The organism is Chryseobacterium sp. 2P (assembly GCF_059579425.1).
Genome location: NZ_CM184194.1, coordinates 1,323,466 through 1,340,887 on the forward strand (window position 1 = coordinate 1,323,466; position 17,422 = coordinate 1,340,887).

Genomic DNA, 17,422 nt, shown 5'->3' on the forward strand with positions numbered 1-17,422 from the left:
TTCAAATAATATTTATATTTCACTTATTAAAAACTAATTACCAAATCATGAATGAAACAGAAAGAATCAACGAAGATTTAAGGCAATATAAATTGTTTAAAATCCAGAGAGTAAATACTCATGAACAAAAATTCAAAGAGTTAAAGAATGATTTTGTCAAAATTCAAAAAAATGAAATTTTGAATTATTTGATCGCTTTTCTTAATATGGCTGTTATAGTTCTATCATTATACAATCTCTTCAAATTATTCACCGTAAGTAATTATTTTGATAGTAATTCGGAACTCGTTATTTTTAATATTTTTTCGATATTAATATTTTCTTTATTCTTAACGTATAAATTTTGGAATTTTAATCTTAAACTTAAAAAATATATCAAAACAGCAGAGAACGCACAAAGTTATTTTCAAAACGAAAGTGAAAATTTGAGAAGTAATTATGAAAATTATGTAGATCATTATTTAAATGATATCAAAAGAAAATAAAGATATTAATTTTAGAAATAGTTCAAGTAAATGAAATTTACCTATATAATCTGTTTTATCCTATTCTTTGGAACATATGAATACAATTATGCCTGTGATTGTAATTATGAAGGAGGTTTTCTTAAAATGTCTTTAAATTCAAAATTGATCACTGTAGTTAAAGTAATAAAGTTTATTACCTTCAAAGATATTTATGATGAGCAGGTTCCAATGTCTATGGAAGTTGAAGTTATCGAAGTTGTAAAAGGAAAAGAATCCAGAGAGACATTTATCATTTGGGGAGATAATGGAAATCTCTGTAGACCTTATCTTTCTTCATTTCAACTAGGTAAATACTACATCATGAGTCTTAATGCTGCGAGTGACGGAAGTAAGAATAACTATTTTCACATCAAAGAAAGACCAAAAAATTATTATATTTCAGCTTGCGGATGTTATTGGCTTACATTGAATAAAGATTCAAAAACAGTTTATGGAGATATTTCAAAAAATAAAAAAGAAATGAAGCTTACAGAGTTAAAAAATAAAATTAAAAACTAAAAAAGACTGCCTTCTCAAGCAGTCTTTTTCAATGATGTTAATCGTAAATTATTCGGAAATAACTCTTACCATTTCTTTTACCATTACAAGTTTTTCCATCAGTTCTTCTCTGGATTCTGCCAGAACATTGATGTGCCCCATTTTTCTTCCCGGTTTCGTTTCTGTTTTGCCATAAAGATGAACGTAGGTTTCAGGAAGTCTTAAAACGTCTTCCATTCCTTCATAAACTACTTTTCCGGAAAAACCTTCTGCGCCCACAAGATTCAGCATTCCGCTGTAGATAATGGCATCCGTATCTGCCAAAGGTAAATTTTTTACCACGCGGTACATCTGCTCAAACTGTGAATTCGCATTTCCTTCCTGACTCTGATGTCCTGAATTGTGAAGTCTCGTAGCCGTTTCGTTTACCCAGACTTTTCCTTCTTTATCTAAAAAAAGTTCGATGGCGAAAAGTCCCGGAGAATGAATCGCATTGAGGAATTTTTCTGTGATAGAATTGATCTGCTCCTCAATTTCTTCGGTTAAAGAAACCGGACAGATGTTGAAATCCAGAAGATTAAGCTTCGGATCGGCAACCATTTCCGTTACAGGGAAAGTTTTTGTTTCTCCGTTTTCATTTCTGGCAACAATTACGGAAAGTTCTTTATCAATATCCACTAACTTTTCGATCACAGAATCCTGTATCCAGAGATTTTTCATGTCTTCATGGGTACGGATTACCTGAACGCCTTTTCCGTCGTAACCTCCTGTGTTCATTTTCTGTACAAACGGCAGAGGCATTTTTATTTCGTCGGAACTTCCGTCCATTACTTCAAATTCAGGACTTGGAATATCGTGCTCCGCGTAAAATTGTTTCTGAAGAATCTTTTGTTGAATCGTTTTAATGATTTTAGAATTCGGAACGACTTTTATCCCCTGATTTTCAAGTTCGGCAAGAGCATCCGCGTTTACGTGCTCAATTTCGATGGTTACCACATCTTTATCCTTACCGAAATTCAGAACGGTTTCATAATCGTTGAAATTTCCCTGTGTAAAGTAGGAAATATTATGACAGGGTGCGTCTGAAGCAGGATCCAGCGTATAAAATTCATCGTCGTATTTCAATGCTTCCTGAATCAGCATTCGTCCGAGCTGTCCTCCTCCTAAAATTCCAATTTTCATTTTTTACTTTTATTTTCTGTTAGATTTTATATCGTTTAAAATTTAACGCTAAGCAGGCAGAGAGTTTTTTGAAAAATTCACTCATTATTTTTCGCTCGCAAAGGCGTTTCACTCAGTTATGAGCATTATATTTTATTGAATTTTATCAATTTTCAGATATCCCAGTTCCACTACGTTTTCCTGATTTTCAGCATTGGATTTTATTAAGGAAATAGAATATTTTTCTTTCATTTTTTCAGGAAGAATATCATTTACCTTGAAAATATCATCAATGTCTACACCGTGTTTATCATCAATATGACTTTCCGCTCCTTTAAATCCCATGGTTTTATAAAATTCTGTAGCTTTTGCTCTTTTGGTAACTTCCGCCATCGAATTTCCAACCATTAAATGCTGTTCATGAAATTCTTCAAAAAAACCTCTTTTATATCCTCCGAGATTAATAAAGTACAGTTGTTCTTCCGATGTTTTCTCTCCTTTTTCTGTAATTTTCACTTCATAACCATCAATAAAACGCACTTCCTGATAACAGTCGATGTGGATTTTGGCATCTTTCCAGAACTCTTTCATATCCGGAACCAGATCTTTCAGGCTTTTCGCAATTCCGAAGAAGACATCGTGCTGCTCTATATTTCGCCCTTTCGGAGTAGCTCCGAGGATGATATAAAATAATTTCATATAAAATTTTGTTTATGCAAAAATACGTCAAATTTATCTTTTTTAAACGTTTGGCAGACTAACGCAATAGTTTTATATTTGTAACATGTCAGAAATCATCATTCTCTTTCTTGGAGCAATTTCGGCAGGACTTCTGGGTTCTTTGACCGGATTGGGAGGAGGAGTTATCATTATTCCTTTATTAACGCTGGGTTTTGGCGTTCCTATGCATTACGCCATCGGTGCTTCTCTTATCTCTGTTATCGGAACTTCTTCCGGTGCGGCAGTAGCTTTTGTAAAAGAAGGCTTTACCAATATGAGAGTCGGGATGTTTTTAGAAATAGCCACCACTTCAGGAGCCATCGTCGGAGCTTTGGTTTCGGGTATGCTTAATCCGAATACGATCGGAATTATTTTCGCGAGTATTCTTCTTTTAACGGTTATTTTAAATTTAAAAGGAAAACCGGATCATCAGGAACCTATTATTAAAGGAAGTCTGGAAGAAAAATTAAAATTATTCGGAACTTTTCCGGATAAAGGGGTGGTGAAAAGTTACTCTGCAAGAAATACAGTTCCGGGATTTCTGATGATGATGTTTGCAGGAGCTATGTCCGGATTGCTGGGAATCGGTTCCGGCGCGCTGAAAGTTCTGGCAATGGATAATATGATGAAACTGCCTTTTAAAGTTTCTACGACTACCAGTAACTTCATGATTGGGGTAACAGCGGTTGCAAGTGCGCTGATCTATTTTCAGAGAGGTGAAATTATTCCTGTGATTGCAGCTCCGGTTCTTATTGGGGTTGTGGTAGGAAGTTTTATCGGATCTAAAACACTGATGGTTTCCAAGACCAAAAAATTAAAGACATTCTTTGCCATTGTGATTACGATTCTTTCGGTTTACATGATGTACAACGGTATCAATAAAAGCTTCAGATAATGAGAAAAAATTTCACGGATGTCGATCTGAACCGTTCTGTAGGGAATTTGCTGAGACTGGGAGTTATTCTTTCTGTTGCAACATCGTTAATAGGTTTTATCAAACTTTTTATGGAGGGCTTTAAAATGCCTGAAAAATATACTTCCCTCGATATGGGAGAATCTTCGGAAAAAGTCTGGGGACATTTCTGGCATTCGCTGTGTAAAGGCGAAGGAATGGCGATTATCCAGTTGGGAATTCTTCTTTTGGTATTCACTCCGTTAATGAGAATTATTTTCGCATTGATTGGTTATTTAAAAGAAAAAGACTACATCTACGTAGTCATTTCTTCAATTGTTCTTGCGATTATGGCGATAAGCTTTTTTACGGGGTACGCGCATTAAACTCACTCAGATTTCTTCTTCAGAAAGTCTTTTTCTAAAGAATCGAGTTCGTCCTGATATTCTTTTTTGTTCATAAAGACAGCAGGATTATACGGATCTTTTGGCTTGTGTTTTTCATGAAGATCAAACTGACTCGCGTGAGAAGCAACCCAAATATCGAAATCCAGATTTTTCATTGCGTTTAAAGTATACTCATAATCTTTTTCGATAGAAGGATATGAAGTAACTTCCGAAAACTTTTTATCCACGATAATGGTCGGCATATTCGCAATTAAAACTTTATAGCTTCTTTTGCTGTCCTTTGTTTCAAACAAAAAACTACATGATCCTTTGGTATGACCGGGGTGATGAAGCATTGTTAATTTTGCATCTCCAAGAGTCACCACATTTTTATCTTTTAAAATATAATCAGGTTTTACAGGTTTAAAAGTAACACCGTATTTTCCCAGTTCATAATCCGATTTTCCGCCGCTTTTCAAGACATCTGCATCGGCTTCATCTACATATAATTTGGCTCCCGTTTCTTTTTTAATGTCTGCCATTGCGCCCAAATGATCGTAATGCGCCTGTGTAAGCAACAATATTTTGGTATCCTGATATTTAAAACCAAGCTTTTTAATATTATTTTTAATGATAGGAAGCGAATTGGCTAGTCCTGTATTGATTAAAATATTTCCTTTACTCGTAACGATAAGATACGAAGCAAGATCATATGTTCCTATATAATACAGATTTCCTGCAATTCTGAACGGCTCGTAAGACTGTGACCATTCTTCAGGATGATCTTTCGGCTCATTAACTTTCTGCGCATTGATATGGGTTAAAGCAAATGCTGCAATAATTACGACAATTTTTTTCATGATTAATTTAAGTTTTTTTAAAATTACATTTCATAAAATTCCAGCGGAAGCTGATCCGGATCCTGTGTAAAGAAAAATTCTTTTCCGGTGTATTCGTCTATCCGGATTTCTTCGCATTCCAAACCTTTCTGAATTAATTCTTCCCGCTTTTCTCTCACATTTTCAACCGAAAAAGCAAGATGCCTTAAACCGCACGATTCCGGTCTGGAAGGTCGTTGCGGAGGATTCGGAAACGAAAAAAGCTCAATAACATAATGATCTCCAATGGCAAGATCGAGCTTGTAAGACTGTCTTTCTTCACGGTAAACTTCACGAATAATATTTAAATCTAAAATCTCTGTATAGAATTTTTTAGAAACTTCGTAATCTGAGCAGATGATGGCAATATGATGAATTTTCATTATTTAATTTCTTTACAGTTATCTGTTCTTCGGGTATCAATTACATACTGTATTTTCCACTCTTTCCCTATTTTAATAAGCTGAAAACTGTTAACTCCACAGTGAGAAAATTTTTTCTTGTAATAGAATGAATATGGCGTAAAAACGCTCGCAAGATTTCCGTCGGTATGAATGGCTTCAATGGTAATTTTTTCCTCGAGATCACCTTTTGCCATTTGGGAAGCAGAATTTACGAAAGCTTCAATATCTTCAGTTTTTACACCATCTTTTGTAATGGTCTGAAGAATCGCCGTATCTGCAAAAGCAGATTTCATCATTTCAGGATCAGAATTTTTTATGCCTGCAAATAAATTGCGGATGGGTTTTTCAATTTCTGCATTCTGATTTTGCTGTCCAAAGCAAAGAGTTCCCAGTAACAGGGAAACAGCCCATATTTTGTTCATACGATAGATTTTTTTATCTGAAGGTTTAAAATAACGAAAATTTAAATTTAATTTCAAATGAATTAACAAAGTTTAAACAGCAATCCGTTTGAAAACTTATAAAATTACACTAAATTTATCTGTTATTTAAAAAAATATATGTGGATATTTTACCTGAGTCTCACTGTTTTGTTATTCATCCTGACCATCCTGCCCAAAATTCAACATTCTCACTGGATCTTTCGTGTGCCTGAATTTGGTAAGATACAGATCACTTTTTTTACTGTTTTCACCTTTATTCTAGGTTTTTTTGTCAAAGATTCACCATACTTTTGGTATTTTCAGGGACTTTTAATCCTGATGTTTGTTCATCACAGTATCATTCTGATTAAATATACTCCGCTTTATCCCGTTAAGAAATTTTCTCAGAAGTATAAGTCTTCAGATAAAGTGCATTTTATTTCTGCCAATGTGTATCAGTTCAACACAGAATATGACAGGTTTATTAAGTTGATCGAAAAATGTAAGCCTGATATGTTCCTGACTATGGAAAGTAATGGAGACTGGGAAAAAGCATTGCGAAAACTGGAAAAAGAGTATCCTTTTCAACATAAAGTAACACTGGAAAATACGTATGGAATGCATTTTTATTCGAAATTAAAAATTGAAAGTTCTCAAACGCATTATTTTGTTGCAGATGATATTCCAAGTATAGAAGCGCATCTGAAAACCAAGGACGGATTTTCTTTCGTATTCTTCGGGGTTCATCCGCCACCGCCAAGTCCGACGGAAGAGGAAACTTCCAAAGAAAGAGACGGAGATCTTCTGAGTACCGCCAAAAGGGTAACCGAAATAAAGAAACCGGTGATTGTTGTGGGAGATTTTAATAATGTGGCGTGGTCTAAATCATCCATTCTGTTCAGGAAAACAAGCCATCTTATTGATCCCAGGATCGGGCGTTCTTTTGTTTCCACTTTCCATGCCAAATACCGTTTGCTGAGATTTCCGATCGACCTGATGTTCCACAGTGAAGAGATTTTTATTGAAGACCTGAAAACACTCGATAATTTCGGTTCAGATCATCTTCCGGTTTTCTGTGAATTTTTTATTGATTATGAACAGGAAGAGGAGCAGGAGGAGCGAATTGATTACGCTACGGAAGAAGAGAAAGCTGAAGCCGAAGAAATGATTGAGGAAGGAAAAAAAGAAGACGGAGAGCGTGATGCAGTAGTAACGGAAGGATAACAAGACTGTAATTATTCTTGATGAGTTCTGCGTTTAGAAAAGAGTGTAAAATATGCCCAATATGTAGTAAAAGATATTTTATTGGAGTTTTTTAGATTCCGGCGGCGAAGCCGCCGGAATCTAAAAAACTCTCCTTTTCAGGAGAGTTTCAATATATAAAAGCAAATATGCTTATTAGTATCTGTAATATTCAGGCTTGAATGGACCTTTCACATCCACACCGATATATTCAGCCTGCTCAGGAGAAAGAGTTTCCAGTTCAACGCTTAATTTCTTAAGGTGAAGAGCCGCTACTTTTTCATCCAGATGTTTAGGCAACATATATACTTCGTTTCCATAAGCTTCAGAATTGTTCCAAAGTTCGATCTGAGCCAAAGTCTGGTTAGAGAAAGAGTTAGACATTACAAAACTTGGGTGCCCTGTTGCACATCCTAGGTTTACTAATCTACCTTCCGCAAGAATAATCACTTCTTTACCTTCTACAGTATAGATATCAACCTGAGGTTTTACTTCAGATTTTGTGTGACCGTAGTTTTCGTTTAACCAAGCCATATCGATTTCGTTATCGAAGTGTCCGATGTTACAAACGATCGCTTTATCTTTCATTTTAAGGAAATGTTCTCCTCTTACGATGTTGAAGTTACCTGTTGTTGTGATGATGATATCTGCGTTATCCACTACAGTATCCAATCTTTTCACTTCGTAGCCGTCCATTGCAGCCTGAAGCGCACAAATAGGATCAATTTCAGTTACAGTAACAATAGAACCAGCACCTCTGAAAGATGCAGCAGTACCTTTACCTACATCTCCGTATCCGCATACTACCACTCTTTTTCCGGCTAACATTACGTCTGTAGCTCTTCTTACAGCATCTACTGCAGATTCTTTACATCCGTATTTGTTATCGAATTTAGATTTTGTTACAGAATCGTTTACGTTAATGGCAGGCATTACTAAAGTTCCGTTTTTCATTCTTTCATATAATCTGTGAACACCTGTTGTTGTTTCTTCAGAAAGACCTTTGATTCCTGCAGTAAGTTCAGGGAATTTATCAAAAACCATATTGGTTAAATCTCCACCGTCATCAAGAATCATGTTCAATGGTTTTCTGTCTTCACCAAAGAAAATAGTCTGCTCAATACACCAGTCAAATTCTTCAGCGTTCATACCTTTCCAAGCGTAAACCGGAATTCCTGCAGCAGCGATAGCAGCAGCAGCGTGATCCTGTGTAGAGAAAATATTACAAGAAGACCATGTAACTTCAGCACCTAAAGCTACTAATGTCTCGATAAGTACAGCAGTCTGGATGGTCATGTGAAGACATCCTGCGATTCTTGCACCTTTTAACGGCTGAGACGGTCCGTATTCTTCACGAATCGCCATCAAACCAGGCATTTCCGCTTCAGCAAGGGTAATTTCTTTTCTTCCCCATTCTGCAAGGGAGATGTCCTTAACTTTATAAGGCATGTATTGTGTTGTAGTACTCATATGAATGAATAAGTTTAAATTCAATTGATAATGTGCAAAATTACAATTAATAATTTAGATAAAAAAACGCTGTTCTCTCAGGGATTATATGATATTAAGCATATTATAGTGATTTTTATTGCGTTTTAGATAACAACATTTAAGATAATAGATAATATAAATCTGAATTTAATAATTTTACTAATCACTAAAGTCAAAATACGATTCGCAGGAAATTATTATTTTAGCAGAATAAATTAATACATGCCACTTTACCGCGATTTTTCTGATGATAATGCCACAATTCTTGTATGGAAATATGATGAACAGGAACAATTGGATATCAATGAACTTCTGGAGCCTGAAAATGCCGATAAAGTAAAAGATTATCATCCCAAAAAATTACTGGAGGTTTTAATGGTGAGAAAATTATTAAAATCTCTGAAACCCCAGTCTAAGATTCTCTACAAAGAAAGAGAACCTTTTTTATCTCCGAAAGATGCGGAAATATCCATTACACATTCATTTCCATTTGCAGCTATTGCTATTTCAAAAAATAAGATAGGAATAGATATTGAAAAATTTAATCCTAAAATTTTAAGGGTAATCGATAAATTTACCTACGAAAATGAACGCGGATTTATTCCATCTGATAATGAGGTTACTTTTTACACCATTATCTGGAGTGTTAAAGAAAGTATGTATAAAATTCATCATTCCAAACACTGGTCGCTGAAAAAGCATTATGAAGTGAAGCCTTTTGAACTGAAATACCTTCACCACATCAAATGCAGGGTTCATGATGATAAAATCTCAGATGAATTTAAAGCAAGGGTAGAATTTTTCGACGATTACTGCTTTACGATTGTTGAAGAATAGGATTGCCCTTTTCAACAGAATCTGTTTCATTTCTGTATTTTTCAATTACTTTTCGCTGTTCTTTGGCAACGTCAAAGATCAGTTCCAGAACATCGTGAATATTTTTAAGCTCCGTTAAATGAGAAATTTTATTCGGATCCCGTACATCATACGCTTCGTTTTCTATAAGCTCGGTTTTTCTTTTTAAAATTAAATCTTCCAGAGAGGAATCTTCAGGTTCAATGCGGCTTTCCTTTTTTAGTTCCTCTGTTATGGTATCTCCATGCAAAAGAATAGAAACTTTCTGCATTTCGGCTTCTATTTTTCTGCTCCAGCTTTCTGCATCAATTTCAGGATACTTTTCGTCATCTTTTACATATTGCGAAAGGGAAGCGGTGTAGGCTGTAATAAGATGCGATGTTGCCACAAACTGATGTACCACTTCCAGTTTTTTCTGCTGATTTTTAGGATCGGAAATCATTCTCTGAAAATTGTCGGAAAGATTTGCCAGTGAAATGATGGCATTTTTACGCTTTACTTTATAATCTTCGAGGTCATGTTTTTCTTCCAGAAACTTGGAAATCACGCTTTGAAAATAACTAAGATTAGCTTCGGCAGATTTCTTCATCAGATCCAGATTTTGGGTGTGTTCCCAAACCGGAAGAACAATATAGGCAACCAGAGAAGTAATTATTGCTGCGATAATGGTATCTACAATTCTGTCTTTAAAAATGATGTTGACTTTTCCCGGACTTAAAAAATTGAAGCTCAGAAAGATGTAAATCGTCATAAACAGAACTGCCCAGAAATATTTCCCTTTCAGAAAACTGAAACACATAATCATACTTAATAAAAGAATGGTAAATAAAACTTCATTGATGTGGATGAAGTGCAGAATTCCATATGCAATTACTGCTCCCGCAACAGTTCCGTACAAACGGAGGAGGTTTCTCTGTTTGGTAATGGAATAGGCGGGTTTTAAGATCGCAACAATGGTAATTAAAATCCAATACGTGTGCCCGATTCCTAAAAACTGGAATAGTGAGAACAAATATCCCAATAATAACGCAATCGTAATTCTTAACGCATGTCTGAAATGAGATGAAGAAAGTGATATGTTGTTTCTTAATACTCTGAAATTCAGTTTTTCTTCATTCGGCATGAATTTTTTAAGATCCAGACCTGTAGAAAGACTTTTTGCAAGTTTTACATTCTGGGAGAAAACTTTATAAATCTCATCAATTTCTTTGGTGATTTCGTTAATGCGCATCAGAATCTGGCGCAACACCATAAAATTTTCGAAATTTTCGGGGGATATTTTTTTGTTTCTGAGATCGAAATAATTATGATTTAAATTATTCAGCTCCGAGTCGAGATTGAATAGTGGTTTTGCTCTCGTCCCAACTTGTAGGGCGATTCCGATATTGGTAATTTCTTCAGCAAGAAGATTGAGATAATCGTGAATATCTACCAGAATGGTGGTGTCGTCAAAAATCTGCTGCAGTTTCTGATAATCACTTTCGGAAGTCATCAGTTTTTCGTGAAGATCCATTGAGTTCAGGAACATCAGCATCAATAGACGGCTTGTTGTGGTAGATTCGTTTACGATGGTTCTGGTTTTGAAAACTGTTTCTCTGGTTTCTTCCTGCAGGTTCTTGATCCCGATTTGTTTGGCGATAACCTGCGTAGTCAGTTTGTCAAAATCCGGATTTTTCTGGTAATAATTGGCTTTGATTTTTAAAAATTCGGCTAACTGAAGATAATTTTCTCCAATCATCTGGCTTGCCAGTTTATAAGGCTGAATGGTCGTTACAACAAGAAATATCAATAGAAACCAAGTGCATCCTGAAGCAAAGATCAGTAAGCTTTTAAAAATATTTCCTCCTGTTAAATGTCCGTCGATGAAAATTGCAAGAACTACCAATGATAAAGAACCAACGGCAGCTAATCTCTGTCCGTAAACTCCGATCAGGGAAAAGAACATTCCAAAAACAATAATTTCTGCAAAAACTAGAATTTTAAAGTTCATCACAAGGCTTGCAATCGTTGCTACAAAAACAAAGCAGAATATGGCAAACGTTAAAGCATTTCTTCTTCTGATGAAAGGTCCCGGCTGATCTGTTAAGGCAACAAAGCTGGTTCCGAGCGGAAAAAGAAAATATTCTTTGAGAATTCCGAAGTGGGCGAGAACCAGACAGGGCAGAACAGTAGCCAGTGTAATTCTGATCGCAGAATATACATATTGACTGGTTACGAATTTTTTGAGTTCTGCAGAGTAGTTCATGCTACAAAAATAAGAGTTAAATGTGAATTGTAAGTTTTACTTTGTGCCGTAATCATTAAATTTTTGAAAAATTTTAAAATGAGAACGTCAATTTTACTTCGCCAGTTGAATGTGAATTTTTCATAGCTATGCGCTTTGTAATTCCCCTCCTTTGGAGGGGTGGCGAAAATTCGTAAGAATTTTTGACGGGGTGGTCTTTATATATATTCAACATGTATTACAATATGATTTAAGTAATTTGAATAGGAAAAGACTGGCAATTGTTGTTATTATTCCTAAGTATTGAAATCACATACAAAAACCTAGCCGTGATAGCAGCGGTTACCCCACAGCAGAAATGGAAAGGGTAGGGTTAAGTTTGGAGGGCGCAGGAGCGAGGAGTATGAGCGGATAGCACGAAAAAGCTCCTGAAAAATAGATAGAGTTATAAAAAACAAAAAGTCTCATAATTTATGAGACTTTTGTATGGTATGTTTTAGAATTTTAATTATCTGCGTTGGAAGTTTCGTCACCGATGTTCCATGTAAGCCCGAAACGAAGGGTATTATCCAAAGCGGTATTAATTTTAGACATATTGATGAGGTAAGAAACATCAAGACCGAAAGAACGGTACTTTAATCCGATACCTGCAGTTGCAAACTGTCTTGCTCCCTGTTCTTCACTTTCGTGGAAGTAACCGGTTCTTACAGAAAATGCATTGTCATAAGAATATTCTAATGCTCCACTATACATAATGGAATTTTTGTTTTTGAATGATTTTCCAATTCCCGCCATTACACCTACGTTCGGAACCTGATAGATCGGCTGTCTTGTATTAGGATCTATTCCTACATATTCTGAACCCGGAACCAAGATTTTTGAACCTTCAACACTAATTCCCACTCTGTTCATATCATCAAGATACATATCATAACCGGCACCTAATCTTGCCATCGTAGGAAGGTAAGATCTTGAATTTTCATTTCCTGTATAATCCAGTTTCGGACCTAAGTTCTGAACAGCAAAACCTGCATTGATTTTTCCGTCCATTCCTCCTAAACTCGAAAATCTTGGAGACGTATAGTAACCTGAAACGTCTACCGCAAAAGAGTTCGCAGGTTTTAATGTAGTATCTGTGTTGAATCCTCCGGCTAAGTCTGAACGGATATATCTTCCTGTAACCGCCATGGAATAAGAATCGGATAGTTTAAGACCATAAGCTACATCAATAGAGAATTCGTTTGGTTTTGAGGTTCCCATGGATGTTACTTCGTTTCCTACTAACTGAGTGAGATCTACTTGTCCCATATTGAAGTAATAAATACTTGCAGAGATGGTAGATCTTTCTTCCTGCCCTAAAAATTTGTGGAAGGCTCCGTATAATAAAAACACATCATTGGTAAGTTTTCCCATGTACGGCGTATAGTTAAGCCCCACGGAAGAACTTGATCTGCTGAAAGGATATTTCGCTGCGTTCCAGAATTGTGAAAAAGCATCCGGAGAGGTTACCACACCCTGATCTCCCATACCTCCAGCTCTTGCATCTGGTGCGATTCTTAAGAAAGGAGCTCCGGTTAATACAGGTCTTACTAGACTTAAATCTTGAGAATAGCCTAAAAAACCAGCACTTAACCCAATTCCTAAAAGCAGTTTAGTAGTTAAATTCATATGTTGTCTTTTATATATTATCAGTTTTTTGTTGATATTATTACTGTTATCGTTTTAAATTTATTTCAAAAGTACCATTTTTTCTACAGCTGTAGCACTTCCTTTGCATTTTTCTTGATTTTGACTTTTTGCAAATATCTTAAAAATATACGTACCTTTTGCAACTGTTGCCCCAAAATCGTCTCTTCCGTCCCATTCTATTGCCTGACGTGGCGTTCTAAAGCCCTGTAGGAAAGGTTCCGCAACCACAGACTGAGATAAAGTTCTTACCAATTTTCCTGTAATTGTGTAAATCTGAACGTTCACATCCAGAATATCATCACAATTATGTTCAAACTGAACGTATGTTTTGTTCGTGAAAGGATTCGGCCAGTTTAACGGTCGGTTGATAACCAAATGCTGATCCGCTTCATCCTTAACTTCAAAATTTAACGTAGCAGTTGTAGAATTATTGTTTATGTCCCAAACTTTAAATGTTAACTGATGTTGTCCAACGGCAAGATTTCTGAAAGGATACGTTACATTACCTTTCTGATAATCCGCCAGACCCGGGCTTAAACATCCGTTTCCTTCACCTGAAGCATAAAAATCATTCAGTACAATTGTATTGATAATTTGCCCGTCCAAATATACTGTAATATCATGACCAATACCAGAACCTGTGGAATTAATTCCTGTATCGTCTGTAATACATGCCAGTAACATCGGATTCTGATTTGTAATACCTCCGTCTGCAAAGTTGGTGTTGTTCATATACAATTTTACTTTTGGCGGCTGGTTGTCATTAATACCGTTTGGATTGATATCTCCCACCTGAACTGGCTGGTTATTGAAAACATCCGAAGCTTTATTGTCTGCATATCCTAAAATTCTGCCGGTTCCTACTGCATAGTTAATATCTTTCGGAACATAAAATTCTACAGTAAATACTCCGTTTACAGCCGTTCCGGAAGCTTTTACAATAGCACTTCCTTCCTCGGTATATTTAAGAACAGGAGTTAATCCTCCGTCGTTGTTCAGAGTGGTCTTGTTTAATCTCTTATCAAAAATATTAATTACAACTCTTCCGTTGAACGTTGTGTTTACTGTTCCGTTAGGATTATTAATATGACCTTTTACTTTCACAAAATCAAGTCCTCTGATTAATCCCGGAACCGGAGTTTCAATATTATCAATTACCAGTAATCTTTTCGGTCTGGTAAGTTTCATGGCAGGATCTCCTAAAAAGTTAACTTTTAAATGTTCAGAAGAAGCTCCTCTCTGTTTTTTTGCATTTAAATGTGCATATCCTAAAGTATCAAAATCGTCGTTGGTCAGTTTAAAAATATTTTGTGTAAAAAGGTTAGTGAAATCCACTCCGTAACCTACATCGATGGCACGGCTTGAAGTAATCATCGTTGCTGGTCCCCCTTGTTTAAGCTTTAAAAACTGCTCTCCCGCTGAAGAAACATCCGGATCATCCCAAAGTGTAAACTCACAGGTAATTGTCGATACAAACGGAAATCTGCTGTATACATTAGAGAAGTTATTCGCATTCTGAATTTCAGATAATGTTAAAACTCTTTCCTGCGCCCATCCATTGATTCCTCCATGCCCGAAATAGAAAAGATAAAGACTGTTTCCGATATCATTTGAGATTGCCTGATTTACCTGAGGATATCTTTGTCCGCCTGCTGTACTTTGTGCTTGAAAAGCATCCAGATAAAGTTTTCTTACATTATATTCCTTTAAAGTCGTATTATTTTGCTCAAAAACCGTAGCAAGAGAATTATTCATTACGGTATGGAATGGTGCACCTCCGTCATTATCATCATCCACCACAAAATCCAGTTTCATTTTCCATTCCCCAAAAGGTGTAGACTGTCCGGATAGACTGTTATAGTAAGCTAAAGTCTTATCAATCATAGTGGAAGCTTCCGTTGCATTGGCAGCGGGAATTCTTCCTACAGGAAGATCAGGAAGGTTAGAATCTATATAGTTAGTGGTCTGAGGTTTTGTCATTACAATATAATCATCAGTAACAAATGACCTTACCAGATCCTGAGAAATTTCACTCTGGTAGCCTGATACTACATTCGTATTACCGGATATTCTGTTCTTGTAATCAAAAGAGGTGTCTCCAAGGATCAGCACATACTTCAATGTTCCAAGCGGAGTGTTCAGTTTGGTTACAAAATCTCTTATTGCCGTAAGATCTTTGCTGCCGCTACCGAATTCATTATAGATCTTGTCTGTATCTACCACCTGTACATTAAAATTATTTTTGGTCTGATGATAGTTTGCAATTCTTTGCGCCTGTCCCAGCATTTCAGGAGTTGTTATAATTAAATAATCAACATTTTGCAAAGCTGAAATATTCTGATTGTTGATTCTTCCTACAAATGAAGGACTAAATGCAGCATCTGCCCTGAAAGCCACAAATTCATTATTGAAATTCAGATCAGATGCGGTGTACGCAAAATTAAAGTTTGCATTTCCTGCCGCTTTATTTACTCTTCTGTTGGCGTTGGTAATATCGGTAACATCCCATATCTGTTCTGCTGCAGAAGCATTCGCAAGGCTGAATCCATACGTTGTATTGCTCCCTGTAACCAGTGAGAAATCCCTGAAGCTCATTTGTGTTCCGTTGAAACTCAGATTATCCTTATACTGAATTTCAAAATAATCGGGATAAAAAGTTCCGTTAGGGTTAAGTGTAATATCAGGTTTTATACTGATGGTGATCTGATTTCCGCTTAGTCCGGAGATGATTCCGGAGTAATTTGTAGGATAAAAATCATACGTGGAACTCTGATCCGGAGTTGGAACCGTAAAAGTAATTGGATTTTGGTTGTTGATGCTGTAAAGCAATTTGTTTTTTTGAGATTTATAACCAATTACCTGTGCCTTATACCTGATGTTATCTCCCGTCTGAACCGGAGAAGCCGTAGTAAATGTAACTGTTTTATCTGTTACAAAAGGAGTGTCTTCCACCCAGGTTCTACCCACTCTCAGCAGGTTTTTCTGATCTACATTAATCACCTGATAATTATCAAAACGGGTAATTAACGGACTTGCAGGTAAATTAACATCTACAGGCTGAACTCTCTTTCCGGGACCTTTATCGAAATTGATGAAATAATACGAATAATCTTCATAAATATTCTTCAGATTTTCGCTGGGATAAGTTCTGGATTCTCTTCTTTTAACCCCGCTTCCGTTTGAAGAATTATACAAATTGTATCCGTTTGGTCCCTGTGCGTAGAACAAAGCGTAATCATTATCATTCCATACCCCGTCATCTTCTCCAACTACCTGAATGGCGTTTTCCTGAAGCGCACTGTATCTCGCGTCCTGATTGTTTTCCGGAAGCATGATCCCGCCGTTTCCGTAAATTCTGAAGTTTTTAGGATTTACAGAAGACGGGTTAATTCCGTTATCCTGTAAAAACTGCTTTGTTATTTTAAAAATACCGGATTTATCAACTCTTATTTTGTAAAAAGTTCCTGTTGATAAAGGGTTATTCGTGGTTCCTAGCTTTAAAGTATTCCCCAGACTGTTAGAAACATTGGTCTCAGAAATTTCAAATGAAGAAAGTCTCTGGATCTGTCCCTTTACATTCTTAAAGAGCGATACATTGGCACTGGCATATCTTGCTCCGTCTGCATTGTAGTACACAATATCTTTTATCTCCTGATCGGTGATAAGATCCCTGCTTAATGAAAACAAATCTTTAGCAGAAACATTTTCCCAGATAGGATTAGAAACTTTTAACTGGTTTTCGCCAACTTGTTGTTTAGTTGTTATAAAAATGTTATTTTGGCTGAATGAAAATCCCTGATTTTTAAAATTTGGGAGATTGAGTTTTGTCTCACCAAAGTCTCGAATTTTAGAGCCATCCCATTCGATGGTGATCCTTTGAGCCCAAAGTGTTGATACAAAGCTTAATAAAAATAAAAGAGAAATTTTTTGTTTCATGTTTATTATTGAAATTTCTGAATTACAAAATAAATGAAAATTTTATAATTAAATTATGATACAATAAAATTAATTTGTTAACGTTTTTCAAAAAAATCAACTCTTTACTTGATTTATT

14 protein-coding genes and 1 pseudogene are annotated in these 17,422 nt (G+C 35.9%); 6 read left to right on the plus strand and 9 right to left on the minus strand.

All coding sequences use genetic code 11. The features are described 5' to 3' along the window. Nucleotides 1-47: 47 nt before the first annotated feature. Together AC52CF_RS06045 and AC52CF_RS06050 are read left to right on the plus strand one after the other, a co-directional pair. Nucleotides 48-485: a hypothetical protein gene (locus AC52CF_RS06045; protein ID WP_214590412.1), complete on the plus strand. Its 438-nt coding sequence runs from the start codon at nt 48-50 to the stop codon at nt 483-485. A gap of 30 nt (nt 486-515) precedes the next feature. Next, on the plus strand, nt 516-1,025 hold the full coding sequence (locus AC52CF_RS06050) for a hypothetical protein (protein WP_496517946.1): 510 nt from the start codon (nt 516-518) through the stop codon (nt 1,023-1,025). A gap of 48 nt (nt 1,026-1,073) precedes the next feature. On the opposite strand, the gene AC52CF_RS06055 is transcribed toward AC52CF_RS06050, so the two are convergent. Then, nucleotides 1,074-2,186: a 5-(carboxyamino)imidazole ribonucleotide synthase gene (locus AC52CF_RS06055; RefSeq protein WP_496517947.1), complete on the minus strand. Its 1,113-nt coding sequence runs from the start codon at nt 2,184-2,186 to the stop codon at nt 1,074-1,076. Between the two features lie 132 nt (nt 2,187-2,318). Beyond that, nucleotides 2,319-2,864: a DUF1543 domain-containing protein gene (locus tag AC52CF_RS06060; protein WP_496517948.1), complete on the minus strand. Its 546-nt coding sequence runs from the start codon at nt 2,862-2,864 to the stop codon at nt 2,319-2,321. An 85-nt stretch (nt 2,865-2,949) separates the two neighbouring features. Here AC52CF_RS06060 and AC52CF_RS06065 point away from each other — a divergent pair, with 85 nt between their 5' ends. Then, nucleotides 2,950-3,780 carry a sulfite exporter TauE/SafE family protein gene (locus AC52CF_RS06065; RefSeq protein ID WP_076396750.1) on the plus strand — a complete coding sequence of 277 codons (831 nt, stop codon included), beginning with the start codon at nt 2,950-2,952 and terminating at the stop codon, nt 3,778-3,780. After that, nucleotides 3,780-4,163: a DUF1634 domain-containing protein gene (locus tag AC52CF_RS06070; protein WP_214590408.1), complete on the plus strand. Its 384-nt coding sequence runs from the start codon at nt 3,780-3,782 to the stop codon at nt 4,161-4,163. The genes AC52CF_RS06065 and AC52CF_RS06070 overlap by 1 nt, the downstream gene beginning before the upstream one ends. A 2-nt stretch (nt 4,164-4,165) precedes the next feature. On the opposite strand, the pseudogene bla reads toward AC52CF_RS06070, so the two are convergent. The 3 genes and pseudogenes from bla to AC52CF_RS06085 all read right to left on the minus strand — a co-directional run bounded on the left by bla (nt 4,166) and on the right by AC52CF_RS06085 (nt 5,867). Next, a pseudogene (gene bla, locus AC52CF_RS06075) lies at nt 4,166-5,030 on the minus strand (subclass B3 metallo-beta-lactamase). Nucleotides 5,031-5,046: 16 nt separating this feature from the next. Next, nucleotides 5,047-5,424, minus strand: a complete 378-nt coding sequence (gloA2, locus tag AC52CF_RS06080; RefSeq protein ID WP_214590406.1) for an SMU1112c/YaeR family gloxylase I-like metalloprotein — start codon at nt 5,422-5,424, stop codon at nt 5,047-5,049. Continuing rightward, the gene (locus AC52CF_RS06085; RefSeq protein ID WP_375181900.1) at nt 5,424-5,867 is read right to left on the minus strand and encodes a nuclear transport factor 2 family protein; all 444 of its coding nucleotides are present in this window, start codon (nt 5,865-5,867) and stop codon (nt 5,424-5,426) included. Before AC52CF_RS06085 ends, gloA2 begins: the two co-directional genes overlap by 1 nt. Nucleotides 5,868-6,005: 138 nt before the next feature. Here AC52CF_RS06085 and AC52CF_RS06090 point away from each other — a divergent pair, with 138 nt between their 5' ends. After that, on the plus strand, nt 6,006-7,091 hold the full coding sequence (locus AC52CF_RS06090; RefSeq protein WP_214590404.1) for an endonuclease/exonuclease/phosphatase family protein: 1,086 nt from the start codon (nt 6,006-6,008) through the stop codon (nt 7,089-7,091). Nucleotides 7,092-7,265: 174 nt separating this feature from the next. Here the strand turns inward: AC52CF_RS06090 and ahcY are convergent, their stop codons facing one another. Beyond that, nucleotides 7,266-8,579 carry an adenosylhomocysteinase gene (gene ahcY / locus AC52CF_RS06095; RefSeq protein WP_214590403.1) on the minus strand — a complete coding sequence of 438 codons (1,314 nt, stop codon included), beginning with the start codon at nt 8,577-8,579 and terminating at the stop codon, nt 7,266-7,268. 243 nt (nt 8,580-8,822) lie between these two features. Here ahcY and AC52CF_RS06100 point away from each other — a divergent pair, with 243 nt between their 5' ends. Beyond that, nucleotides 8,823-9,437: a 4'-phosphopantetheinyl transferase family protein gene (locus AC52CF_RS06100; protein WP_214590402.1), complete on the plus strand. Its 615-nt coding sequence runs from the start codon at nt 8,823-8,825 to the stop codon at nt 9,435-9,437. On the opposite strand, the gene AC52CF_RS06105 is transcribed toward AC52CF_RS06100, so the two are convergent. The 3 genes from AC52CF_RS06105 to porU form a co-directional block, all read right to left on the minus strand. Next, nucleotides 9,418-11,700, minus strand: coding sequence for an FUSC family protein (locus AC52CF_RS06105; protein ID WP_214590401.1), 2,283 nt, complete (start codon nt 11,698-11,700; stop codon nt 9,418-9,420). The genes AC52CF_RS06100 and AC52CF_RS06105 overlap by 20 nt on opposite strands. Nucleotides 11,701-12,183: 483 nt before the next feature. Continuing rightward, nucleotides 12,184-13,347 carry a type IX secretion system outer membrane channel protein PorV gene (porV, locus tag AC52CF_RS06110; RefSeq protein ID WP_214590400.1) on the minus strand — a complete coding sequence of 388 codons (1,164 nt, stop codon included), beginning with the start codon at nt 13,345-13,347 and terminating at the stop codon, nt 12,184-12,186. Between the two features lie 60 nt (nt 13,348-13,407). After that, nucleotides 13,408-17,304: a type IX secretion system sortase PorU gene (gene porU / locus AC52CF_RS06115; RefSeq protein ID WP_496517949.1), complete on the minus strand. Its 3,897-nt coding sequence runs from the start codon at nt 17,302-17,304 to the stop codon at nt 13,408-13,410. Between the last annotated feature and the right edge of the window lie 118 nt (nt 17,305-17,422).